This is a genomic window from Variovorax sp. P5_A3 (assembly GCF_056400665.1).
The window spans coordinates 1-17,178 of the sequence record NZ_JBFUKW010000007.1; the positions used below are offsets into that span (position 1 = coordinate 1).

Consider the following 17,178-nt stretch of genomic DNA (forward strand, 5'->3'; position numbering starts at 1 on the left):
TCGGGCACGAAGCGGCGCCAGTCGGGGCCGAGCACGGTTCGCAAGGCGACCACATCGCTGTGCGCAATGGCGTCGACGAAGGCCTGCGCCGCGGCATCGGGTGTCGGATAGGCCTTCTGCGCGAACGAAGATCCCGAGGCCAGCGACAGGGTGATCGCGACGGCCGCCGCCAGGGGCTTGAAGAGTGAGCTTTGAATGGACATGATCCGGCCTCTTGGGTGGATGGATTGCGTCATGTGGGCCTCCTGTCAGCGACGGCCGCCACCGCCGCCGCCTCTCCCGCCACCACCACCTCCACCGCCGCGCCCACCACCGCCGCCGCCCGCGCGCGCGCCGCCGCCCCCGCCGGCGCTTGGGCGTGCGCCGCCTCCGCCGCTCATTTGGGGGGCACCGCCTCCGGCGCTTGCCCGAGCGCCCCCTCCGCCATGGCTCTGCATGGATTGGCGGCTGGCATCGCCGCGGCTCGCCTGCTGGCGGGCCTGTCCGCCGGCGTCGCCTGCACCTCTGAGGGCGTTGTCGCCGCCGCGTCCGCCAGCGCCCCCGGGACCACCAACCCCGCCCGGACCGCCAACGCCTCCAGGACTACCGACACCTCCAGGACCGCCAGCGCCCCCGGGACGGCCTGGGCCGCCGGCTCCGCCGACACCTCCAGCACTGCCGACGCCTCCAGGACCGCCAACGCTCCCGGGTCCGCCGGGGCCCCCGGGTCCGCCAACACCCCCGGGACCACCAGCGCCCCCAGGACGACCAGCGCCTCCGGGCCCGCCAGCGCCTCCGGGTCCGCGACCCGCGCCACCTGCGGCGGCTTGGGCCCGATCCCTGGTCGCCGGGTCGTTGCGAAGCTGGTCGCGGCCCTGGCCCGGGTCCATGCCGCGTTGCTGCAACTGGGATTGCGCCTGCTGGCGTTGTGCATCGCGTCCGCGGTAGTCCCCGCGCTGGTCCGCGCCGGCCACGTTCTTCCCGAACTGCTGCTGGCTCGCCGAATCCCGATAGGGTACGCCGCGCCGGTTGGTCGCGTTGTGCTGGAAGTTCGTCTGGTTGGCGCTGATCTGCCGGCTGGCGTTGACGCTGTTGTAGCGGTTCACGTTCACGTTGACGTTGCCGCCGCCCCAATTGGCATTGCCCCAGAGCGCCGCGGTGGCTGCCACACCCACGCCGAACGCGATGCCGGTGGCGAGTGCGGCGCCGGGGTAGTAGTAGGGTGCCGGCGGGTAGTTGTATGGCGGGTACGCTGGATAGGGCCATGCGCCGTACACCACCGTCGGGTTGTAGGAGGGCACGTAGACCACCTGCGGATTCGTCGGCTCGATCTTGATCACCGTCTGCTGCGTCTGCGGCTCCTGCTCGACGATGACATTCTGTTGCTCGGAACTCTTGAGGCTGCCCGTCTTCTGCGCCTGGCCACGCAGCCGCTGCGCCGAGTCGAGCACATCCTTGGACGACGCCAGGAAGGCATCACCCAGGTTCTGCACCCAGTCCGGCCTGTCGCCCATCGTCTGCAGCACCTGCGGAAAAGCGACCAGCGACTGCACGCTGGGATCCCATGGCTGGTCGGCGACCAGCTTCAGCGCTGCATCGCCCTTCTGGTCCGGGTGGGCCTTGGACCATTTGGCCGCATCGGCGACATCCGCCGGATAGGTCGCGGCCATCAGCACCTGCGACAGCAGCGAATCGGGGTACAGCGCGATGGGCGCCATCATCTGATCGAGCTGCTCGCGGGAAAAGGTCGGCGCCTGCTGCGCGCCCGCCAGCGCCGTGAACAGCGCGGCGGCGAGCATGAGCGCGCGCCCGAAACGGATCATCAAGCCTTGCATGAGGCCTTCCTTTCTTGGGGGCAGTCGATCACGGGTTCAGTCATCAAAGAGGCAAGGCCTGTAGGAACGGATCGTCGATCCGGTTCTCGAGCGCATAGCGAACCAGTTCGGCGGTGCTCGATACCTGCAGCTTGTCCTGGATGCGGGTCTTGTGCGTGCTCACCGTCTTCACCGACAGGTGCAGCGCGTCGCCAATCTCGGCGAGTCGCTGGCCGGCGGCGACGCGACGCAAGACATCGAACTCGCGGTCCGTCAAGAGCATATGGCGTGGCGATTCCGTCGATCCGTTGAGTTGCTGCACGACCCGCTCCGCGAGGCTCTCGGTGACGTAGGCGCCACCTGCCGCCACCCGCCGCACGGCGGCCACCAGTCCCGTGGCCGCGATGTCCTTGGTGACATAGCCGTTGGCGCCGGCCTTGAAAGCCCGCATCGCATATTGCGCTTCGGCATGCATGCTCAGGACCAGCACGCGCACGCCGGGGAATTCGGTCCTGATGCGCCGCACCAGCTCGAGGCCGGTCATGCCCGGCATCGACAGGTCGACGAGCGCGAGGTCGAAGGGGTTCGCGCGAAGGAGTTCGAGCGCCTCGAAGCCCGTGACGGCCTCGGTCAAGCTCCAGCCGTTGCCGGCCGGATCGAGCACGCGCTTCAGTCCTTCCCGAACGATCGAGTGATCATCGACAAGTAGCAGTCGCAGCGTCGGCATGGCTGCGTTGGTCGAGACTGTCAAGGTGTCCCCTCCGGGTCCGGCCGCGAAACCGCCGCCTGGCTCGCGCTTGCCCATCTTCTGACTTTGACGCCAAACGCGAGTCTCCACAAGAGAGCGAGCCCCCGGGGCATTGGGACTGCGCCCGGTCGTGCGTTCGGAATATTCCTAATCCCGCAAGGCGCAATCCGCGGCTCAGCGGAGCCTTGGCCCGATGTTCAAGCGGCAGGCTTCGCCGCAAGCTTCGTCCCTTGCTGTCACCTTCCTTCCGCCAGCCAGGAGCGCATTTCCATGGACATCCTCCCCATGCGTGACACGCCGGTTCAATCGATCCATTCGCCCATGCGTGGCGCGACGCGCATCGCCGGCACCGACCGTGGCGAGTGGACGAGCCTGCACGAGGTGTTCGATCTCATCGGCGTGTCCGACGTCGATGTGCAGCAGATGCCGGTGCCATTGCCGGCCGTGCGTCGCCTCCGCGCGGGCGAGGTGGTCTACATGGAGGGCGCGCCGACCTCGTCCATTTATGTCATTCGCACGGGCACCGTCAAGCTCTTTCGGACTGCCGAGGATGGCTACGAGCAGGTCTTCGGCTTCGTTCGCCGGGGTGACATGCTGGCGTGCGACGCGCTCTCGGGCGAGCGCCACATGATGTCGGCGGTGGCCCTGGAGGATGCCAGCGTGCTTTCCATCGCGCTGTCCGACTTCTACGCGCTCGCGCAGCATCTGCCGGCCTTCGATCGCGGCGTCATGCGCGCCGTGAGTCATTCGATGATCGACCTGATCCAACTGTCCGACATGATGGCTGCCGTCGCGTCGGAAGTGCGGTTGGCAAGATTCCTGGTGGACCTGTCGCGGCGGATGTCGGCAAGCGCTCAATCCGCACGATCCCTTCGGCTGCAAATGACGCGCCGCGACATCGGCAGCTACCTTGGCGTGGCCCACGAGACGATCAGCCGCTCGTTCGCCGCATTGGCCGAGGCGGGCCTGATCGAGGTGGAGCAGCGCAAGGTCGAGATCCTCGATCCGGATGGGCTGCAGCACTACGCGCAAGGCACGCGGGCCCCCGTCAAGGCGGAGTTTCGCGCTCCGCAGGCGGCGTCGCGGCCCAGGCGCAGGCTGGCGCTCGCGGCCTGATCGAACCCCGCGGCGCTCAGGCCTTGGCTGAGCGCGCCGCGAGGGATTGCGCCATCGCAAGGTCCGCGATGCAGTCTCGCGCCTGCTGGAACTCGGTTCCCTTGTCGAAGTAGGCAAGGGCTCCGGCGTCGATGTGCTTTTTCCGCATCGATGCCCACCCGAATTGCGAAAACACGACCACCTTGATGTTCGGGTAGTGCTGCCTGACGTAGTGCAGGACATCGATGCCCCGGTCATGCCCGCGCAACTTGGCGTCCAGCACGATCAGGTCCGGCCGGCGCGATCCGATGGACGCCAGCGCCGTGGCCACGTCGCCGGCGTAGCCGACGATCTCGATGCCCGGCGCGGTCGTGAGGAGCGCGCCGAAGCTCTGCTGGATTGCCATGGAGTCGTCGACCAGAAGCACCTTCACCTCTGCACCTCGCGTTGGTCCGTCTTCATTCATCTTGCAGTCATATTGCCCTCGAACGCTGGTGCACGAGATGCGACTTCTCAATGATTCGGCAGAAAGAATCACGTTTTCGGGCATCCTACGGCGATCCGCCCCAATTTCTCGGAGTGGCCAACGATTCCATGGCTTCGTGGCTTGAGAACCTGTCGATCCGCAGCCGCATCATCCTGTTGATGATGGGGGTCGCGCTGCCTGTCGCGGCACTCCTGACTTGGCTCCTGGCCATCGACGTTCGCCGGACACGCGATGCCGGACATGAAAAAGTCTGGATCCTCGCCACGGGGACGGTCGCCGATCTCCAGCGCGTGCTGGACCGGTTCGAGTCGGTGATGGCGCGGGTGGCCGCACGCCCGATGGTCAGGGCTCTCGATCCCGCGCGCTGCGATCCGCTGGTTGCGGAGTACCTGCAGCTCAGCCCGATGTTCGTGGGGTACGCGGTGCGTGACGCGTGGGGCAATGTCGTGTGCCGCCACGAACCGGCGCCTGCTCCGTCGGCGATCGTCACGGACGCAGCCAGCGCCGAGCCTGCCTTGCCTGCCGGCGCGTTCGGTGTTAGCGACCTTTCCGTCGACGCCCGCACGGGCCGGAAGATCGTGGCGTTGAGCCATCCCGTTCGCGACGACAGAGGAAGGCAGATTGGCCAGTTGTTGATGACCGTCGATCTGGTGGCGCTGAACACGCATTTGCTCGATTCGACACCGGAACGCGCCGTCGTCACCGTCGTCGACCGGACCGGGGCTGTCCTCTTGCGATCGGCGGACCTCGACACCTTCATCGGAACGCGGCCGGCCGCTGGCGAGCCGGACCCTTCGAAGGGCCTGCGCGAAGGCTTTGTCGCGGCGAAGGGGCGTGACGGCGTGCCGAGGCTGCTTGCCTTCCAGACGCTTCCCCGCATCGGATGGCGGGTGGACGCGAGTCTTCCCGAGGACCAGGTCTTCGTCGACTACAGGGCCGCCATCACGCGAACCATCGGCATCGCCGTGGGACTGTGCCTTGCGCTGGGCCTGGCATGGCGCCTGGCGGTGCGCCCGCTCTATACCGTGATCCTGCGCGACATCACCGAACGCAAGAAGGCCGACCAGGACCTTCGCGCGAGTGCGTCGAAGCTCCAGGCGGCGCTGTCGAGCATGAGCGACGCGGTCTGCATATCCGATGTCGATGGCCGCCTCGTCGAGTTCAACGATGCGTTCGCCGGATTCCATGGATTTGCGGACAAATCCGGATGCAGCAGGATGCTTGCGGACTACCCGCGCATCCTGGAGATGGTCATGCGCGACGGTGGTCATGCGCCGCTGGAGGATTGGCCGCTCCATCGGGCTCTGCGAGGGCAGGTCGGGACCAACGTCGAGTACCTGTTGCGGCGCAAGGACACGGGAAGGAAGTGGATCGGCAGCTACAGCTTCGCGCCCATGCGCTCCGACAACGGAACGATCACCGGCGCCGTGATGACGGCGCGCGACGTGACGGCGATCAGGGAGGTTCAGCTCGATCTCGCGTCTTCGCATTTCGCGCTGCAACGGCTCATCGCCTCGCGTGACCAGGTCCAGGAAGAAGAGCGCAAGCGCATTGCGCGCGAACTGCACGACGATCTGCAGCAGACGCTGGCGGCGATTCGCATGGACCTGCATGTCATCGGAGAACGTTTCGGAGCCGGGGCCCCCGACTTGCCCGCGCTGGTTGCCGGAGCCGACCGCCTTGCCGAACGGGCCGTCGTGTCGACGCGCCGCATCGTGAATGACCTGCGCCCGCCCATGCTCGAAGACCTTGGACTGGTGACCGCGCTGGAAGCCATGGCCCACCAGTTCAGCCAGCAATCCGGCATCGCATGCCGGATCGACGCGGCCGACGACGTGTCCGACGAACTGCTGGAAGAGTCTTCGGTCGCCATCTGCCTGTACCGCGTGGCCCAGGAGGCGTTGAACAACGTGGCCAAGCATTCCCGGGCCAGGGAAGTGCACATACGGCTCGTGAGAGCACCGGCGAACTCGATCTCGCTGCGTGTCAGGGACGACGGCCAGGGCATGCAGCCCGCGGACAGCCGGAAGCTCGAATCGTTCGGGATCCTGGGCATGCGGGAGCGAGTGCGCGCCCATGGCGGTGTCATGCACATCGAAAGCTCGCCCGGAGCTGGCACTGTCCTCGGCGTCCTGCTCCCGCTGAACGTTGCGACGTCGATGCCCCGTCCGTCGGAACCGGGCCGGTCGGGCGACTGTCCCGAAGCGACGTCGGCCTCCGCGACCCTCGACGACCCGCACACGATGTCGCGGCTCCTGAGTCGCGCGACGGACAACACACTGCAGGATGTGATCGACGCCATTTCAGGCATCGTCGCGGTCATGGACCGACGCGGCACGATCCGCTTCGTCAATCGTGCGTGGACGCAGTTCGCGGATTGCAATGGCAATCCGGGCACGCTGTCGATCGGCCCGGGCGCAAGCTATCTGGAGGTCTGTCGACGCAGTTCGCTCGACGATGCGACGGCACTGAACATTCTGCGCGGTCTGGAGCAGGTTCTGTTCGAGGGGCGGGCGGCCTTCACTTGCGAGTACGCGTGTCATTCGCGGGACGAACTGCGATGGTTCCGGATGCATGCCACGCCGATGGCGAATGGCGACGTGATGGTCGCCCACTTCCTGATCAGGACCGAGAATGCCATCGGAGTGCACTGACCCATGCTCATACGCATCGACGAGGAAATCACCTTTCGCAAGCTGGAGATCCTCCTTGCTTTCATGGAGACGGGCAATCTCGCCCGTGCGGCCGAGCGCCTCGACGTCAGCACGGTGAGCGTCCATCGGGCGCTTCATTCGCTCGAGGCAGGCGCTCGATGCGCCCTGTTCCGCCACGAGGGGCGCAACCTGCATCCGACCGATGCTGCGCGCGAACTGGCCGAAGTCGCGCGCGAAGTGCTGCGCACGATGTCCGACGGCATTCGCTCGACGCGCGAACTGGCCGGCTATTCGGCCGACCGGATTCGCATCGGCTCGCTGTATTCCCTGACCAGCCGCACGGTGCCGACGATCGTGATGGGCATGAAGGTCCGCAAGCCCGAATTGCAGCTGGAACTGGTGCTCGGGTCCAATGCCGACCTGCTGCAGCGGCTACGCGACGGCACGGTCGATGCCGCGTTGATCGGGAGGCCCGAAGGCGCCGCCGACGTGGAATCGGAGCTGCTGTTCGAGGACGACATCTTCTTCGCCGCACCGACCGGTTCACGCTACGCCGACCTCCAGGAGGTCGACCTGGGCGCATGCGCCAACGAACCCTTCGTGAGCCTGGGCGAAGGTTTCGTGACCTACACCGGCTTCCAGGACGCGTTTCGGGTTGCCGGCTTCACGCCCAATGTGGTCATGGAGACCGGGGACATCTTCTCGCTGATGAACCTGGTGAGCGGCGGCGTGGGCTACACGCTCCTGCCCGGCCGTGTGCGCGGCGTGATGCCCCAGCGGGTGCAGTTGCTGCCGCTGCAGGAGCGCTACCTCATGCGCCAGAAGATCGGTGTCAGCTTCCTGCGCACGCGCGAGCGCGACCCGAACCTGCTGGCGCTGCTGGCCGTGTGCCGAATGGCGCGCGCAGACCTCTCCTGATGCCCCGCCGGGCCTCCCAGCGAGTTCAGGGTTAACCCTCGATCGTTTCGCTGTGCGTGTTTTTGCGCGCGGGTGGTTAATTGATCGCATCCGGTGCCACCGGTACCTTTCGTCTCCAGGGAACGAGTTCCCCCGGGTCGCGCAGTTCGCGCGCCACGAACCAGGAGACAAACCCATGATCATCTACGGCACCGCGCTACTGGCAGTCTGCCATCTGCTCGGCATCTTCATCGGCGATTTGCTCGGGCAGGCGCTGGGCGTCAAGACCAACGTGGGAGGCGTCGGCATCGCGATGCTGCTGCTGATCTTCGCGCGCATCTACATGCAGAAGAAGGACATGCTGCCCAAGCTCACCGAACTCGGCGTGGAGTACTGGGGCGCGATGTACATCCCGGTCGTGGTCGCCATGGCGGCCCAGCAGGACATGGTGTCCGCGCTGCGTGGCGGCCCGGTGGCCTTGCTCTCGGCCATCGCGGCCGTCGGCCTCTGCGCTGTCGCCATCTCGGTCATCAATCGGACTGAGCGCATGGAAGACGAACCGGTGAGCGCCCCGATCCTGCACGACAACCCCTTGCTCGCTGAAGCGGAGTGAACGCCATGCTCGAAATCCTCGAAAAAGCCGCGGCCCTGAATGGCCTCGTCACTGCCTTCGCCATCGTCGGCTTCGTCGTCCTGATCTCGGGACAGATCTCGCGCCGGCTGACCATGGGCCGCGTCCACGGCTCGGCCATTGCCATCGTCATCGGACTGGCGCTCGCCTACTGGGGCGGCACGCAGACCGGCGGCCACAAGGGGCTGGCCGACATGTCGCTCTTCGGCGGCATCGGCCTGATGGGCGGGGCGATGCTGCGCGATTTCGCCATCGTCGCGACCGCGTTCGAAGTGCAGGCCACCGAAGCGCGCAAGGCCGGGATGATCGGCGTGGTCGCGCTGTTGCTGGGCACCGTACTGCCCTTTATCGTCGGTGCGGCGATCGCGTGGAGCTTCGGCTACTCGGACGCCGTGAGCATGACGACCATCGGCGCCGGTGCGGTGACCTACATCGTCGGTCCGGTGACGGGCGCTGCCATCGGCGCCACACCGGACGTGATGGCGCTGAGCATCGCCACCGGCCTGGTCAAGGCCATCCTTGTGATGGTCGGCACGCCGGTCGCGGCGCGCTTCCTGCGCCTGAAGACGCCGCGCTCCGCCATGGTGTTTGGCGGACTGGCCGGCACGGTGAGCGGCGTGTCGGCGGGCCTTGCCGCCACCGATCGCAAGCTGGTGCCCTACGGCGCGCTGGTGGCGACCTTTCACACGGGCCTCGGTTGCCTGCTCGGCCCGTCGCTCCTGTTCTTCGCAGTCAAGGCACTGGTGCACTGAGGACTTCACATGGACCGCATGATCTGGAATACCAAGACGGCCAACCGCAACGCGCGGCTGGCAAGGGTCTCGCAGGCGCTCGGCGCGCAACGCGTGGGCAAGTGCGTGGCGACCGAAGCGATTGGCCAACTGCTCGAAGCCGCGCTCGAACCCGGTGATCGCGTTTGCCTCGAAGGCAACAACCAGAAGCAGGCCGACTTCCTGGCGAAGGCGCTGGTGCAGCTCGATCCCCAACGCATCCACGACCTGCACATGGTGCAGTCGGTGCTTGCACTGCCGGAGCACCTGGACATCTTCGAGAACGGTATCGCGTCGCGACTGGACTTCAGCTTCTCGGGGCCGCAGGGCGCACGGCTGGCCAAGCTGGTCTCAGCGGGCCGCATCGAGATCGGCGCGATCCATACCTACCTCGAATTGTTCGCGCGGTACTTCGTCGACCTGACGCCCAAGGTCGCGCTGGTGGCCGCGCAGGCAGCCGATGCCGAGGGCAACCTCTACACCGGCCCCAACACCGAGGACACGCCGGCGATCGTCGAAGCGACGGCCTTTTCCGGTGGCATCGTGATCGCCCAGGTCAATGAAATGGTCGACGGCAAGACGACCACGCTGCCGCGCATCGACATCCCGGGCGACTGGGTCAGCTATGTGGTGAAGGCACCGAGCCCCAACTTCATCGAGCCCCTGTTCACCCGCGACCCTGCGCAGATCAGCGAGATCCAGGTGCTGATGGCGATGATGGCGATCAAGGGCATCTACGGCGAATACGGCGTGCAGCGCCTGAACCACGGCATTGGCTTCGACACCGCGGCCATCGAACTGCTGTTGCCGACGTACGGCGAATCGCTGGGCCTGAAGGGCAAGATCGCGAAGCACTGGGCGCTGAATCCGCACCCGGCGCTGATTCCGGCGATCGAGGCGGGATGGGTCGAGTCGGTCCATTCCTTCGGCTCCGAGTTGGGCATGGAGGACTACATCCGCGCGCGCTCCGACGTGTTCTTCACCGGGCCCGACGGCAGCCTGCGCAGCAACCGCGCGCTCTGCCAGGCGGCGGGCCATTACGCGTGTGACCTGTTCATTGGCTCGACCTTGCAGATGGATCTCGACGGCAACAGTTCGACCGCAACGCTGGGTCGCATCGCCGGCTTCGGCGGTGCCCCCAACATGGGTGCCGATGCACGCGGCCGGCGTCACGCGAGCCCCGCATGGCTGAAAGCCGGCCGCGAGGCACGCGCCGGCCGCAGTGGGGCGGCAGGCACGCCGCGCGGGCAGAAGCTGGTGGTGCAGATGGTCGAGACCTTCCGTGAACACATGCAGCCCGCCTTCGTCGACCGGCTCGATGCATGGACGCTGCAGGAGCAGGCCGGCATGGACCTGCCGCCGATCATGATCTACGGCGACGACGTGACGCACATCCTCACCGAGGAAGGCATCGCCAACCTGCTCCTTTGCCGCAGCGATGCCGAGCGCGAGCAGGCCATCCGCGGCGTGGCGGGCTACACCTCCGTAGGTCTGGGGCGGGACAAGCGCGCGGTGGAAAACCTGCGCGACCGCGGCGTGATCCGCCGCCCGCAAGACCTCGGCATCGACCCGCGCGACGCCACCCGCAACCTCCTGGCCGCGCGCAGCATGCGCGACCTCGTGCGCGCCTCCGGTGGGCTCTACCAGCCGCCCAAGCGCTTCCGCAACTGGTAAGGAACAACCGACATGAGCGACATTCCCGTGGGGATCGAAACCCTGGACTTCTCATTCGCTGGCGGCCGACCCGTCGGCACATTCGCACCGGTGCTCGTAGGCGTGGTGGGCTCCGGCAATCTCGAAGTGATGCTCGAAGCTTCCGCCGACGACAAGTGCGTGGTGCGCGTCGAGACTTCCGCTCGCGGCTTCGGCCCGATCTGGCAGGCCGTTGCCGATGACTTCTTCGCGCGCCATCCGCTCGGCGGGCTGCGCGTCTCCATCAACGACATGGGCGCCACGCCCGCCGTCGTGAGCCTGCGGCTCGACCAGGCCGTCGCCGAATTGCCTCAAGGAGCGTCCTCATGATCAGCTTTGCCGAATGCTCTGCGCGCGAGCGCCTTGCCTTGCTGTTCGATGCGGGCAGCTTCCATGAATGGATTCCGCCGTCCGAGCGGCTCACCAGTCCGCACCTTGCGCAACTCGGCGTGCCCTCGGCCTTCGACGACGGCGTGGCGATCGGGCGGGCGAAGCTCGATGGGCATGACGTCTTCGTCGGCGCGCAGGAGGGCGCCTTCATGGGCGGCGGCGTAGGCGAAGTGCATGGGGCCAAGCTGGTCGGCATGCTGCGGCGGGCCTTGCGCGACCGGCCCGCTGCGGTGATCCTGCTGGCCGAGTCCGGCGGCGTGCGCCTGCACGAAGCCAACGCCGGCCTGATCGCAGTGTCGGAAGTGATGCGCGCCGTGCTGGACGTGCGCGCTGCGGGCATCCCGGTGATCGTGCTCATCGGCGGCGCCAACGGCTGCTTCGGGGGCATGGGCATCGTGGCGCGCTGCGCCGACTACGTCGTGATGAGCGACGTCGGCCGGCTCGCCATGTCGGGCCCCGAAGTCATCGAGGCCTCGCACGGCGTGGAGGAGTACGACTCCCGCGATCGGGCCCTGGTATGGCGCACCAGCGGGGGCAAGCATCGCTGGCTGACCGGGGACTGCGATGCGCTGGTCGAGGACGACGTGCAGGCCTTCCGCGAGGCAGCCATCGCCGCGATCGCGCAGTCGAGGCCGGTGACCCTCGAATCGCTCGAAGCCGAGCACGCGTTGCTCGATACCCGCTTGCATCTGCTTCCCCTGGAGACCGACGGGACCGATGCGGCGACATGGCTGTGGCACGAACTCGGCATCGAGAAAGCCGAGTGCGTGCCCGAACTGGATGTAGGCGCGGTGCGCGCGTTGCGCAGGGCATGAAAGGCGAACGAACATGAACTGGAATGCACTCGTGACCCAGCTTTTCGGGTCCTATCACGGCATGCGCGCTGCAGGCGATTTCCTCGAAGGCGACGTGATGTTCGAAGGCCGATCCCTCACGGTCGTCGGCACCACGAACCATGCACCGATCGGTGTCGCGCTGGCCCTGGCGCAGGCCCGTGTGATCCTCGACACGATCGCGCAGCATCCGGGGCGGCCCATCCTGCTGCTGATCGACACGCAGGGCCAGCAGTTGCGACGGCGTGACGAGACGCTGGGCATCAACCGCGCGATGGCGCATCTGGGCATGTGCATCGACCTGGCACGGCGGCGCGGCCATCAGGTCATCGGGCTGGTGTACGACCAGGCGCTTTCGGGCGGCTTCATCACCTCGGGGTTGATTGCGGACGCCTGCTACGCCTTGCCGGAAGCCGAGATCCGCGTGATGCGCATTCCGGCGATGGCGCGGGTCACGAAGCTGTCGGAAGAAACGCTCACGGCCTTGTCGCAATCGAATCCGGTGTTTGCGCCGGGGGTCGGCAACTATGTCGCGATGGGCGGCGTTCGCGCATTGTGGGAAGGTGATTTGCGAAAGGCGCTGCGCGAGGCCTTGGCAGATTCCCCGGTCGAGGACACGCGGGCTCGGGACGGGGCCGAGCGCGGCGGGCGCAAGCTGGCGGCGTCGGTCGTGCAGCGCGTGCTGGCAGCGGCGTGACACGCGAGGGCTGCACCGTGGAAGCGCTGCGTCGACATCGACTCGCGCGCCTGACCGTCGCAGGCTGGGCCGCCGTGCTGGCGCGGCCCTGGGACGAGCAAGCGCGCGACTGCCTGGCGCACTGGGCTGCACATCGATTGCCGTTGGTCGTGACTCGGCAATCGATCGACGCGGGTGCCGGCGAACGGGTCGGTCTGGGCTTGCCTGCACCGACACAGTGGGAACGTCGGCGTATTGCGGTGCAGGTTCCGCACACCTCGGTGTCGTGTTTCGATGAATTTGCCGACCTCGGCGAGATCCTGTCGCTCTTGCCGCATTCCGCGCAGCCCGTGGCCAGCGATCTTCGGGGCGGACTCGCAACATGCGGTGCGACGGCGCGTGTCTACGGCAGCTATGGCTGGCAAGCCATCAGTGGCCTCGATCACGTGCGTCCGGGCTCCGATCTCGACCTGTGGGTGGCTGTGGAGGATGTGGCACACGCAGATGCGGTTGCTGGCCAGTTGCATTCCCTTGCCATCGAACGTCCAAGAGTCGACGGCGAACTCATGTTCCCTGACGGGACTGCCGTGGCATGGCGCGAGTGGGTCGAATGGCGGGCAGGGCGGGCGCGCGCCGTGATGGTCAAGCGACTCACGGGTGCTGCGCTACGACATGACACCGCCTGGTGTGGGGGCGACCGCATCGCGGCGCTGGCAGCATGAACGCAGCGCGCCTGTCCCAAGGCCACGCAGCGCCGCTGACGCCGACGGCGATCGGCCGCGCGGCCACGCTGGCCTTGCATGACGAACTCGCGCTGACGCCCAAGCCGGGGCTCGTCACACTGGTAGACAACGGCAGCCATCAGGACATGGACGCGCACACCTTCATGCGCAGCCTGTTCGCATTGCGCGGCTACTTCGTGCAGATTGCCGAAGCGGGCCACACTGGCGCCGAGTTCTCCGTTCTCGAACGCTGCGGCATCGCCGCCGAAGCGCGGATGCTGGCGGCCACGAAAGGGATCAACACGCATCGCGGTGCGATCTTCATGCTGGGCCTGTTGTGCGCAGCTGCCGGTGCGGTCGCGCGTGAGTGCGATGGTCCCATCCACACGGCGCAACTGCGCGACGCGCTGCGTCGACATTGGGGCGACGCGCTGATGGCACGCAGCAAGCGCGTTTCGACACTGCCCGGCGGCATCGCCGCGCGGCGACTCGGTCTGCGCGGCGCTTCGGAGGAAGCGGCATTGGCCTTTCCGGTGCTATTCGATGTGGCGGTACCGGTTTTGGCGAGAGGGCTTGCGAAGGGCCTGTCGCCACAACTGGCGCGGCTCGACACCCTGTTCCACGTGATGGCCGTGTTGGACGACAGCAACCTCGCGCACCGCGGCGGCCTTTCCGGATTGCGCCACGCGCAGCGTACGGCGCAAGGATTCGTCGACGAGGGAGGCGTCGCCAGGCCTGGCGGCCTTGCGGATGCGCACGCCATCGCGGACGACTTCGTCGCGCGTCGGCTCTCGCCCGGTGGCGCGGCGGACACGCTCGCCGCGGCGTGCTGGGTCATGCGCCTGGGTACGGCACCATGAGCTTTGCCGTGTTCTTCTCCGGTCAGGGGACGCAGCACCCTGCCATGCTGCCCTGGCTGGCCGATGACGAGCGCGTGAGAGAAATGCAAGTGCGGCTCGGCGTGAGCGACTGGCGCAGCAGCCTTGCAGACCCGGCCTGGGCTGCGAACAACGCCAATGCGCAGACGCTGCTGACCGGCCTCGCGCTGGCGGCGTGGAGCCAGTTGATGCCGTTGGTGCCTCAGCCCGCGGTGGTCGCCGGTTACAGCGTCGGCGAGCTGGCTGCCTTCAGCGCGGCGGGCGTGTACGACGTCACTACCGCGACGGCGTTGGCACCGTTGCGTGCTGCGGCGATGGATCGCAGTGCAGCCTGCGAGGCCGGTGGCCTTCTCGCCATCAATGGCCTGGCGGAACCGGCGATGGAAAAGTTGTGCGGCGAAACCGGGTTGGCGCTCGCGATCCGCAACGGCGTCGACAGCTTCGTGCTCGGCGGCCCCGTCGCAGCGCTGGAACACGCGGAACGGTTGGCAACCGATCGGGGTGCGCAATGCACGCGCCTGCGCGTCAACGTCGCCTCCCATACGCCGTGGATGGGTGACGCAGCCGAGAGCTTCGCGCAGACGCTCTCGGACGTCGACTTCCGATCGCCGCGGACCCTGCTGTTCAGCAACGCGTGCGATCGCATTCGCGACGCGGATTCCGCGAAGACCGCGCTCGCCGCCCAGATCGCGCAGACAGTGCGCTGGGACGAATGCATGGAAAACGTCGGGGCGCGCCAGATCCGCTGCGTGCTGGAGGTCGGACCGGGCCAGGCGCTCACGCGCATGTGGAACAAGGCCTATCCGGACATTCCCGCGCGCGCCTGCGATGACTTCCGAAGTGCAACCGCCATCGCGAACTGGCTGCGAGCGCACGCCGACGACTGAATTCCCCTTCACCCATCTTCTACAGAAACCAAGGATCGAGACCATGAGCAACAACGAAGCAATCAGCCCTTCGGTGCCGGAAGCCGCGATGCCCGACGCCCACATCCGTGGCATGTCGGCCTACGAAGCCCTGGTGGACGAGGCCGACGCCGACTACCGCGCCTACTGGGCCCGGCTTGCGCGCGAGTTCGTGACGTGGAAGACACCCTTCACGAAGTCGCTCGACGACAGCGAGGCCCCGTTCTTCAAGTGGTTCGAGGACGGGACGCTGAACGTCTCGTACAACTGCCTCGACGTCCAGGTGCAACGCGGCCTTGGCGAGAAGGTGGCGATCATCTTCGAGGCGGACGATGGCCAGGTCAGCCGCGTCACCTACAACGATCTGCTGGCGCGCACCTGTCGTCTTGCCAATGCGCTGAAGGCGCGCGGGGTGAAGAAGGGCGATCGCGTCGTCATCTACATGGCGATGAGTGTCGAGGGCGTGGTCGCGATGCAGGCTTGTGCACGCATCGGCGCTACGCATTCGGTGGTGTTCGGCGGCTTCTCGGCACAGAGCCTGCGCGACCGGATCGAGGGGGCGGGCGCGGTGATGGTGATCACTGCCGACGAACAGGCGCGCGGGGGGAAGCATCTGCCGCTCAAGGCGATCGTCGACGAGGCCATTTCGCTCGGCGGATGCGAGTCGGTGAAGGACGTGATCGTCTATCGCCGCACCGGAGGCGACATCGCGTGGGATTCGTCGCGCGACCGCTGGATGCACGAGGAGGCCCAAGGCCAGCCCGCTGTTTGCGAGCCTGAATGGGTGGGGGCGGAACACCCGCTTTTCCTGCTGTACACATCGGGTTCCACCGGCAAGCCCAAGGGCGTGCAGCACTCCACCGGCGGCTACCTCTTGCACGCGGCGCTCACCACGAAGTGGACCTTCGACCTGAAGGACGACGACGTCTTCTGGTGCACCGCCGACATCGGCTGGGTCACGGGCCACACCTACATCGCCTACGGCCCGCTGGCACTGGGCGCGACCGAGGTCGTCTTCGAGGGCGTGCCCACCTACCCGGACGCGGGCCGCTTCTGGAAGATGATCCAGGACCACAAGGTGACGGTGTTCTACACGGCGCCCACCGCCATCCGCTCCCTCATCAAGGCGGCCGAGGCCGACGAGAAGGTGCATCCCGGCCGGTACGACCTGTCGAGTCTGCGCATCCTGGGCTCGGTCGGCGAGCCGATCAATCCCGCCGCCTGGGAGTGGTATCACAAGCACGTGGGCGGCGGTCGTTGTCCGATTGTCGACACATTTTGGCAGACTGAAACCGGTGGCCACATGATCACGCCGCTGCCCGGTGCCACGCCGCTGGTGCCCGGTTCCTGCACGCTGCCGTTCCCCGGCATCGCGGCTGCCATCGTCGACGAGACCGGCAACGACGTGCCGAACGGGCAGGGCGGCATCCTCGTGGTGAAGAAGCCCTGGCCGAGCATGATCCGCACCATCTGGGGCGATCCGGAGCGCTTCAAGAGCAGCTACTTCCCGCCCGAACTCAAGGGCTACTACCTCGCGGGTGACGGCGCGATCCGCGACGAAGAGACGGGCTACTTCACCATCACCGGCCGCATCGACGATGTGCTCAACGTCTCGGGCCATCGCATGGGAACGATGGAGATCGAATCGGCACTGGTGTCGTGTACCGACCTGGTCGCCGAGGCGGCGGTGGTGGGCCGGCCCGACGACACGACGGGCGAATCGATCTGCGCCTTCGTCGTGCTCAAGGGATCGCGCCCGACCGGCGACGAGGCCAAGGCCATTGCGACCCAGTTGCGCAACTGGGTGGGCCGCGAGATCGGCCCGATCGCCAAGCCCAAGGACATCCGCTTCGGCGACAACCTGCCCAAGACCCGCAGCGGAAAGATCATGCGGCGCCTGCTGCGTTCGATTGCCAAGGACGAGACGATCACGCAGGACATCTCGACGCTCGAGAACCCGCAGATCCTCGAGCAGTTGATGCAAAGGAACTGATCTCCGCCGGTCGC

General features: G+C 67.0%; 17 protein-coding genes. 13 read left to right on the top strand and 4 right to left on the bottom strand.

Annotation, left to right across the window (positions count from 1 at the left end; genetic code table 11):
* The 3 genes from AC1D3B_RS12370 to AC1D3B_RS12380 form a co-directional block, all read right to left on the bottom strand.
* Positions 1 to 203, bottom strand: a 203-nt coding sequence (locus AC1D3B_RS12370; protein ID WP_478190966.1) for a DUF2950 family protein, incomplete at its 3' end; no start/stop codon positions are given.
* Between the two features lie 45 nt (positions 204 to 248).
* Positions 249 to 1,814, bottom strand: a complete 1,566-nt coding sequence (locus AC1D3B_RS12375) for a DUF3300 domain-containing protein (RefSeq protein ID WP_478190967.1) — start codon at positions 1,812 to 1,814, stop codon at positions 249 to 251.
* A gap of 43 nt (positions 1,815 to 1,857) precedes the next feature.
* Positions 1,858 to 2,544: a response regulator gene (locus AC1D3B_RS12380; RefSeq protein WP_478190968.1), complete on the bottom strand. Its 687-nt coding sequence runs from the start codon at positions 2,542 to 2,544 to the stop codon at positions 1,858 to 1,860.
* Between the two features lie 267 nt (positions 2,545 to 2,811).
* Here AC1D3B_RS12380 and AC1D3B_RS12385 point away from each other — a divergent pair, with 267 nt between their 5' ends.
* A complete protein-coding gene (locus AC1D3B_RS12385; protein WP_478190969.1) occupies positions 2,812 to 3,657 on the top strand; it encodes a Crp/Fnr family transcriptional regulator in 846 nt (281 codons plus the stop codon).
* A gap of 16 nt (positions 3,658 to 3,673) precedes the next feature.
* Here the strand turns inward: AC1D3B_RS12385 and AC1D3B_RS12390 are convergent, their stop codons facing one another.
* Positions 3,674 to 4,102 (bottom strand): response regulator, encoded by a 429-nt coding sequence (locus AC1D3B_RS12390; protein ID WP_478190970.1) that lies wholly within the window; start codon positions 4,100 to 4,102, stop codon positions 3,674 to 3,676.
* Between the two features lie 128 nt (positions 4,103 to 4,230).
* On the opposite strand from AC1D3B_RS12390, the gene AC1D3B_RS12395 reads away from it, so the two are divergent.
* The 12 genes from AC1D3B_RS12395 to acs all read left to right on the top strand — a co-directional run bounded on the left by AC1D3B_RS12395 (position 4,231) and on the right by acs (position 17,164).
* The gene (locus tag AC1D3B_RS12395; protein WP_478190971.1) at positions 4,231 to 6,777 is read left to right on the top strand and encodes a sensor histidine kinase; all 2,547 of its coding nucleotides are present in this window, start codon (positions 4,231 to 4,233) and stop codon (positions 6,775 to 6,777) included.
* A 3-nt stretch (positions 6,778 to 6,780) separates the two neighbouring features.
* Positions 6,781 to 7,695, top strand: coding sequence for a LysR family transcriptional regulator (locus tag AC1D3B_RS12400; protein ID WP_478190972.1), 915 nt, complete (start codon positions 6,781 to 6,783; stop codon positions 7,693 to 7,695).
* Between the two features lie 175 nt (positions 7,696 to 7,870).
* Entirely contained in the window at positions 7,871 to 8,287 is a 417-nt protein-coding gene (madL, locus tag AC1D3B_RS12405; RefSeq protein ID WP_478190973.1) for a malonate transporter subunit MadL, read from the top strand.
* Positions 8,288 to 8,292: 5 nt separating this feature from the next.
* Positions 8,293 to 9,057, top strand: a complete 765-nt coding sequence (gene madM / locus AC1D3B_RS12410; protein WP_478190974.1) for a malonate transporter subunit MadM — start codon at positions 8,293 to 8,295, stop codon at positions 9,055 to 9,057.
* Between the two features lie 9 nt (positions 9,058 to 9,066).
* A complete protein-coding gene (gene mdcA / locus AC1D3B_RS12415) occupies positions 9,067 to 10,749 on the top strand; it encodes a malonate decarboxylase subunit alpha (protein WP_478190975.1) in 1,683 nt (560 codons plus the stop codon).
* Between the two features lie 12 nt (positions 10,750 to 10,761).
* A complete protein-coding gene (gene mdcC / locus AC1D3B_RS12420; RefSeq protein WP_478190976.1) occupies positions 10,762 to 11,097 on the top strand; it encodes a malonate decarboxylase acyl carrier protein in 336 nt (111 codons plus the stop codon).
* On the top strand, positions 11,094 to 11,972 hold the full coding sequence (locus AC1D3B_RS12425) for a biotin-independent malonate decarboxylase subunit beta (RefSeq protein ID WP_478190977.1): 879 nt from the start codon (positions 11,094 to 11,096) through the stop codon (positions 11,970 to 11,972). The genes mdcC and AC1D3B_RS12425 overlap by 4 nt, the downstream gene beginning before the upstream one ends.
* Positions 11,973 to 11,985: 13 nt before the next feature.
* Positions 11,986 to 12,687 carry a biotin-independent malonate decarboxylase subunit gamma gene (locus AC1D3B_RS12430; protein ID WP_478190978.1) on the top strand — a complete coding sequence of 234 codons (702 nt, stop codon included), beginning with the start codon at positions 11,986 to 11,988 and terminating at the stop codon, positions 12,685 to 12,687.
* Positions 12,684 to 13,388 carry a malonate decarboxylase holo-[acyl-carrier-protein] synthase gene (mdcG, locus tag AC1D3B_RS12435; RefSeq protein ID WP_478190979.1) on the top strand — a complete coding sequence of 235 codons (705 nt, stop codon included), beginning with the start codon at positions 12,684 to 12,686 and terminating at the stop codon, positions 13,386 to 13,388. The genes AC1D3B_RS12430 and mdcG overlap by 4 nt, the downstream gene beginning before the upstream one ends.
* Positions 13,385 to 14,248, top strand: coding sequence for a triphosphoribosyl-dephospho-CoA synthase (locus AC1D3B_RS12440; RefSeq protein ID WP_478190980.1), 864 nt, complete (start codon positions 13,385 to 13,387; stop codon positions 14,246 to 14,248). Before mdcG ends, AC1D3B_RS12440 begins: the two co-directional genes overlap by 4 nt.
* Complete coding sequence (locus AC1D3B_RS12445) at positions 14,245 to 15,153, top strand: acyltransferase domain-containing protein (RefSeq protein ID WP_478190981.1); 909 nt, start codon at positions 14,245 to 14,247, stop codon at positions 15,151 to 15,153. The genes AC1D3B_RS12440 and AC1D3B_RS12445 overlap by 4 nt, the downstream gene beginning before the upstream one ends.
* Positions 15,154 to 15,196: 43 nt before the next feature.
* Positions 15,197 to 17,164 carry an acetate--CoA ligase gene (gene acs / locus AC1D3B_RS12450; protein WP_478190982.1) on the top strand — a complete coding sequence of 656 codons (1,968 nt, stop codon included), beginning with the start codon at positions 15,197 to 15,199 and terminating at the stop codon, positions 17,162 to 17,164.
* Positions 17,165 to 17,178: the final 14 nt, after the last annotated feature.

Bases quoted from the DNA above. Each gene is read 5' to 3' on its own strand.
- AC1D3B_RS12375 (WP_478190967.1), bottom strand. From the start codon at position 1,814: ATGCAAGGCTTGATGATCCGTTTCGGGCGCGCGCTCATGCTCGCCGCC.
- AC1D3B_RS12385 (WP_478190969.1), top strand. From the start codon at position 2,812: ATGGACATCCTCCCCATGCGTGACACGCCGGTTCAATCGATCCATTCG.
- AC1D3B_RS12390 (WP_478190970.1), bottom strand. From the start codon at position 4,102: ATGAATGAAGACGGACCAACGCGAGGTGCAGAGGTGAAGGTGCTTCTG.
- AC1D3B_RS12395 (WP_478190971.1), top strand. From the start codon at position 4,231: ATGGCTTCGTGGCTTGAGAACCTGTCGATCCGCAGCCGCATCATCCTG.
- AC1D3B_RS12400 (WP_478190972.1), top strand. From the start codon at position 6,781: ATGCTCATACGCATCGACGAGGAAATCACCTTTCGCAAGCTGGAGATC.
- madL (WP_478190973.1), top strand. From the start codon at position 7,871: ATGATCATCTACGGCACCGCGCTACTGGCAGTCTGCCATCTGCTCGGC.
- madM (WP_478190974.1), top strand. From the start codon at position 8,293: ATGCTCGAAATCCTCGAAAAAGCCGCGGCCCTGAATGGCCTCGTCACT.
- mdcA (WP_478190975.1), top strand. From the start codon at position 9,067: ATGGACCGCATGATCTGGAATACCAAGACGGCCAACCGCAACGCGCGG.
- mdcC (WP_478190976.1), top strand. From the start codon at position 10,762: ATGAGCGACATTCCCGTGGGGATCGAAACCCTGGACTTCTCATTCGCT.
- AC1D3B_RS12425 (WP_478190977.1), top strand. From the start codon at position 11,094: ATGATCAGCTTTGCCGAATGCTCTGCGCGCGAGCGCCTTGCCTTGCTG.
- AC1D3B_RS12430 (WP_478190978.1), top strand. From the start codon at position 11,986: ATGAACTGGAATGCACTCGTGACCCAGCTTTTCGGGTCCTATCACGGC.
- AC1D3B_RS12440 (WP_478190980.1), top strand. From the start codon at position 13,385: ATGAACGCAGCGCGCCTGTCCCAAGGCCACGCAGCGCCGCTGACGCCG.
- AC1D3B_RS12445 (WP_478190981.1), top strand. From the start codon at position 14,245: ATGAGCTTTGCCGTGTTCTTCTCCGGTCAGGGGACGCAGCACCCTGCC.
- acs (WP_478190982.1), top strand. From the start codon at position 15,197: ATGAGCAACAACGAAGCAATCAGCCCTTCGGTGCCGGAAGCCGCGATG.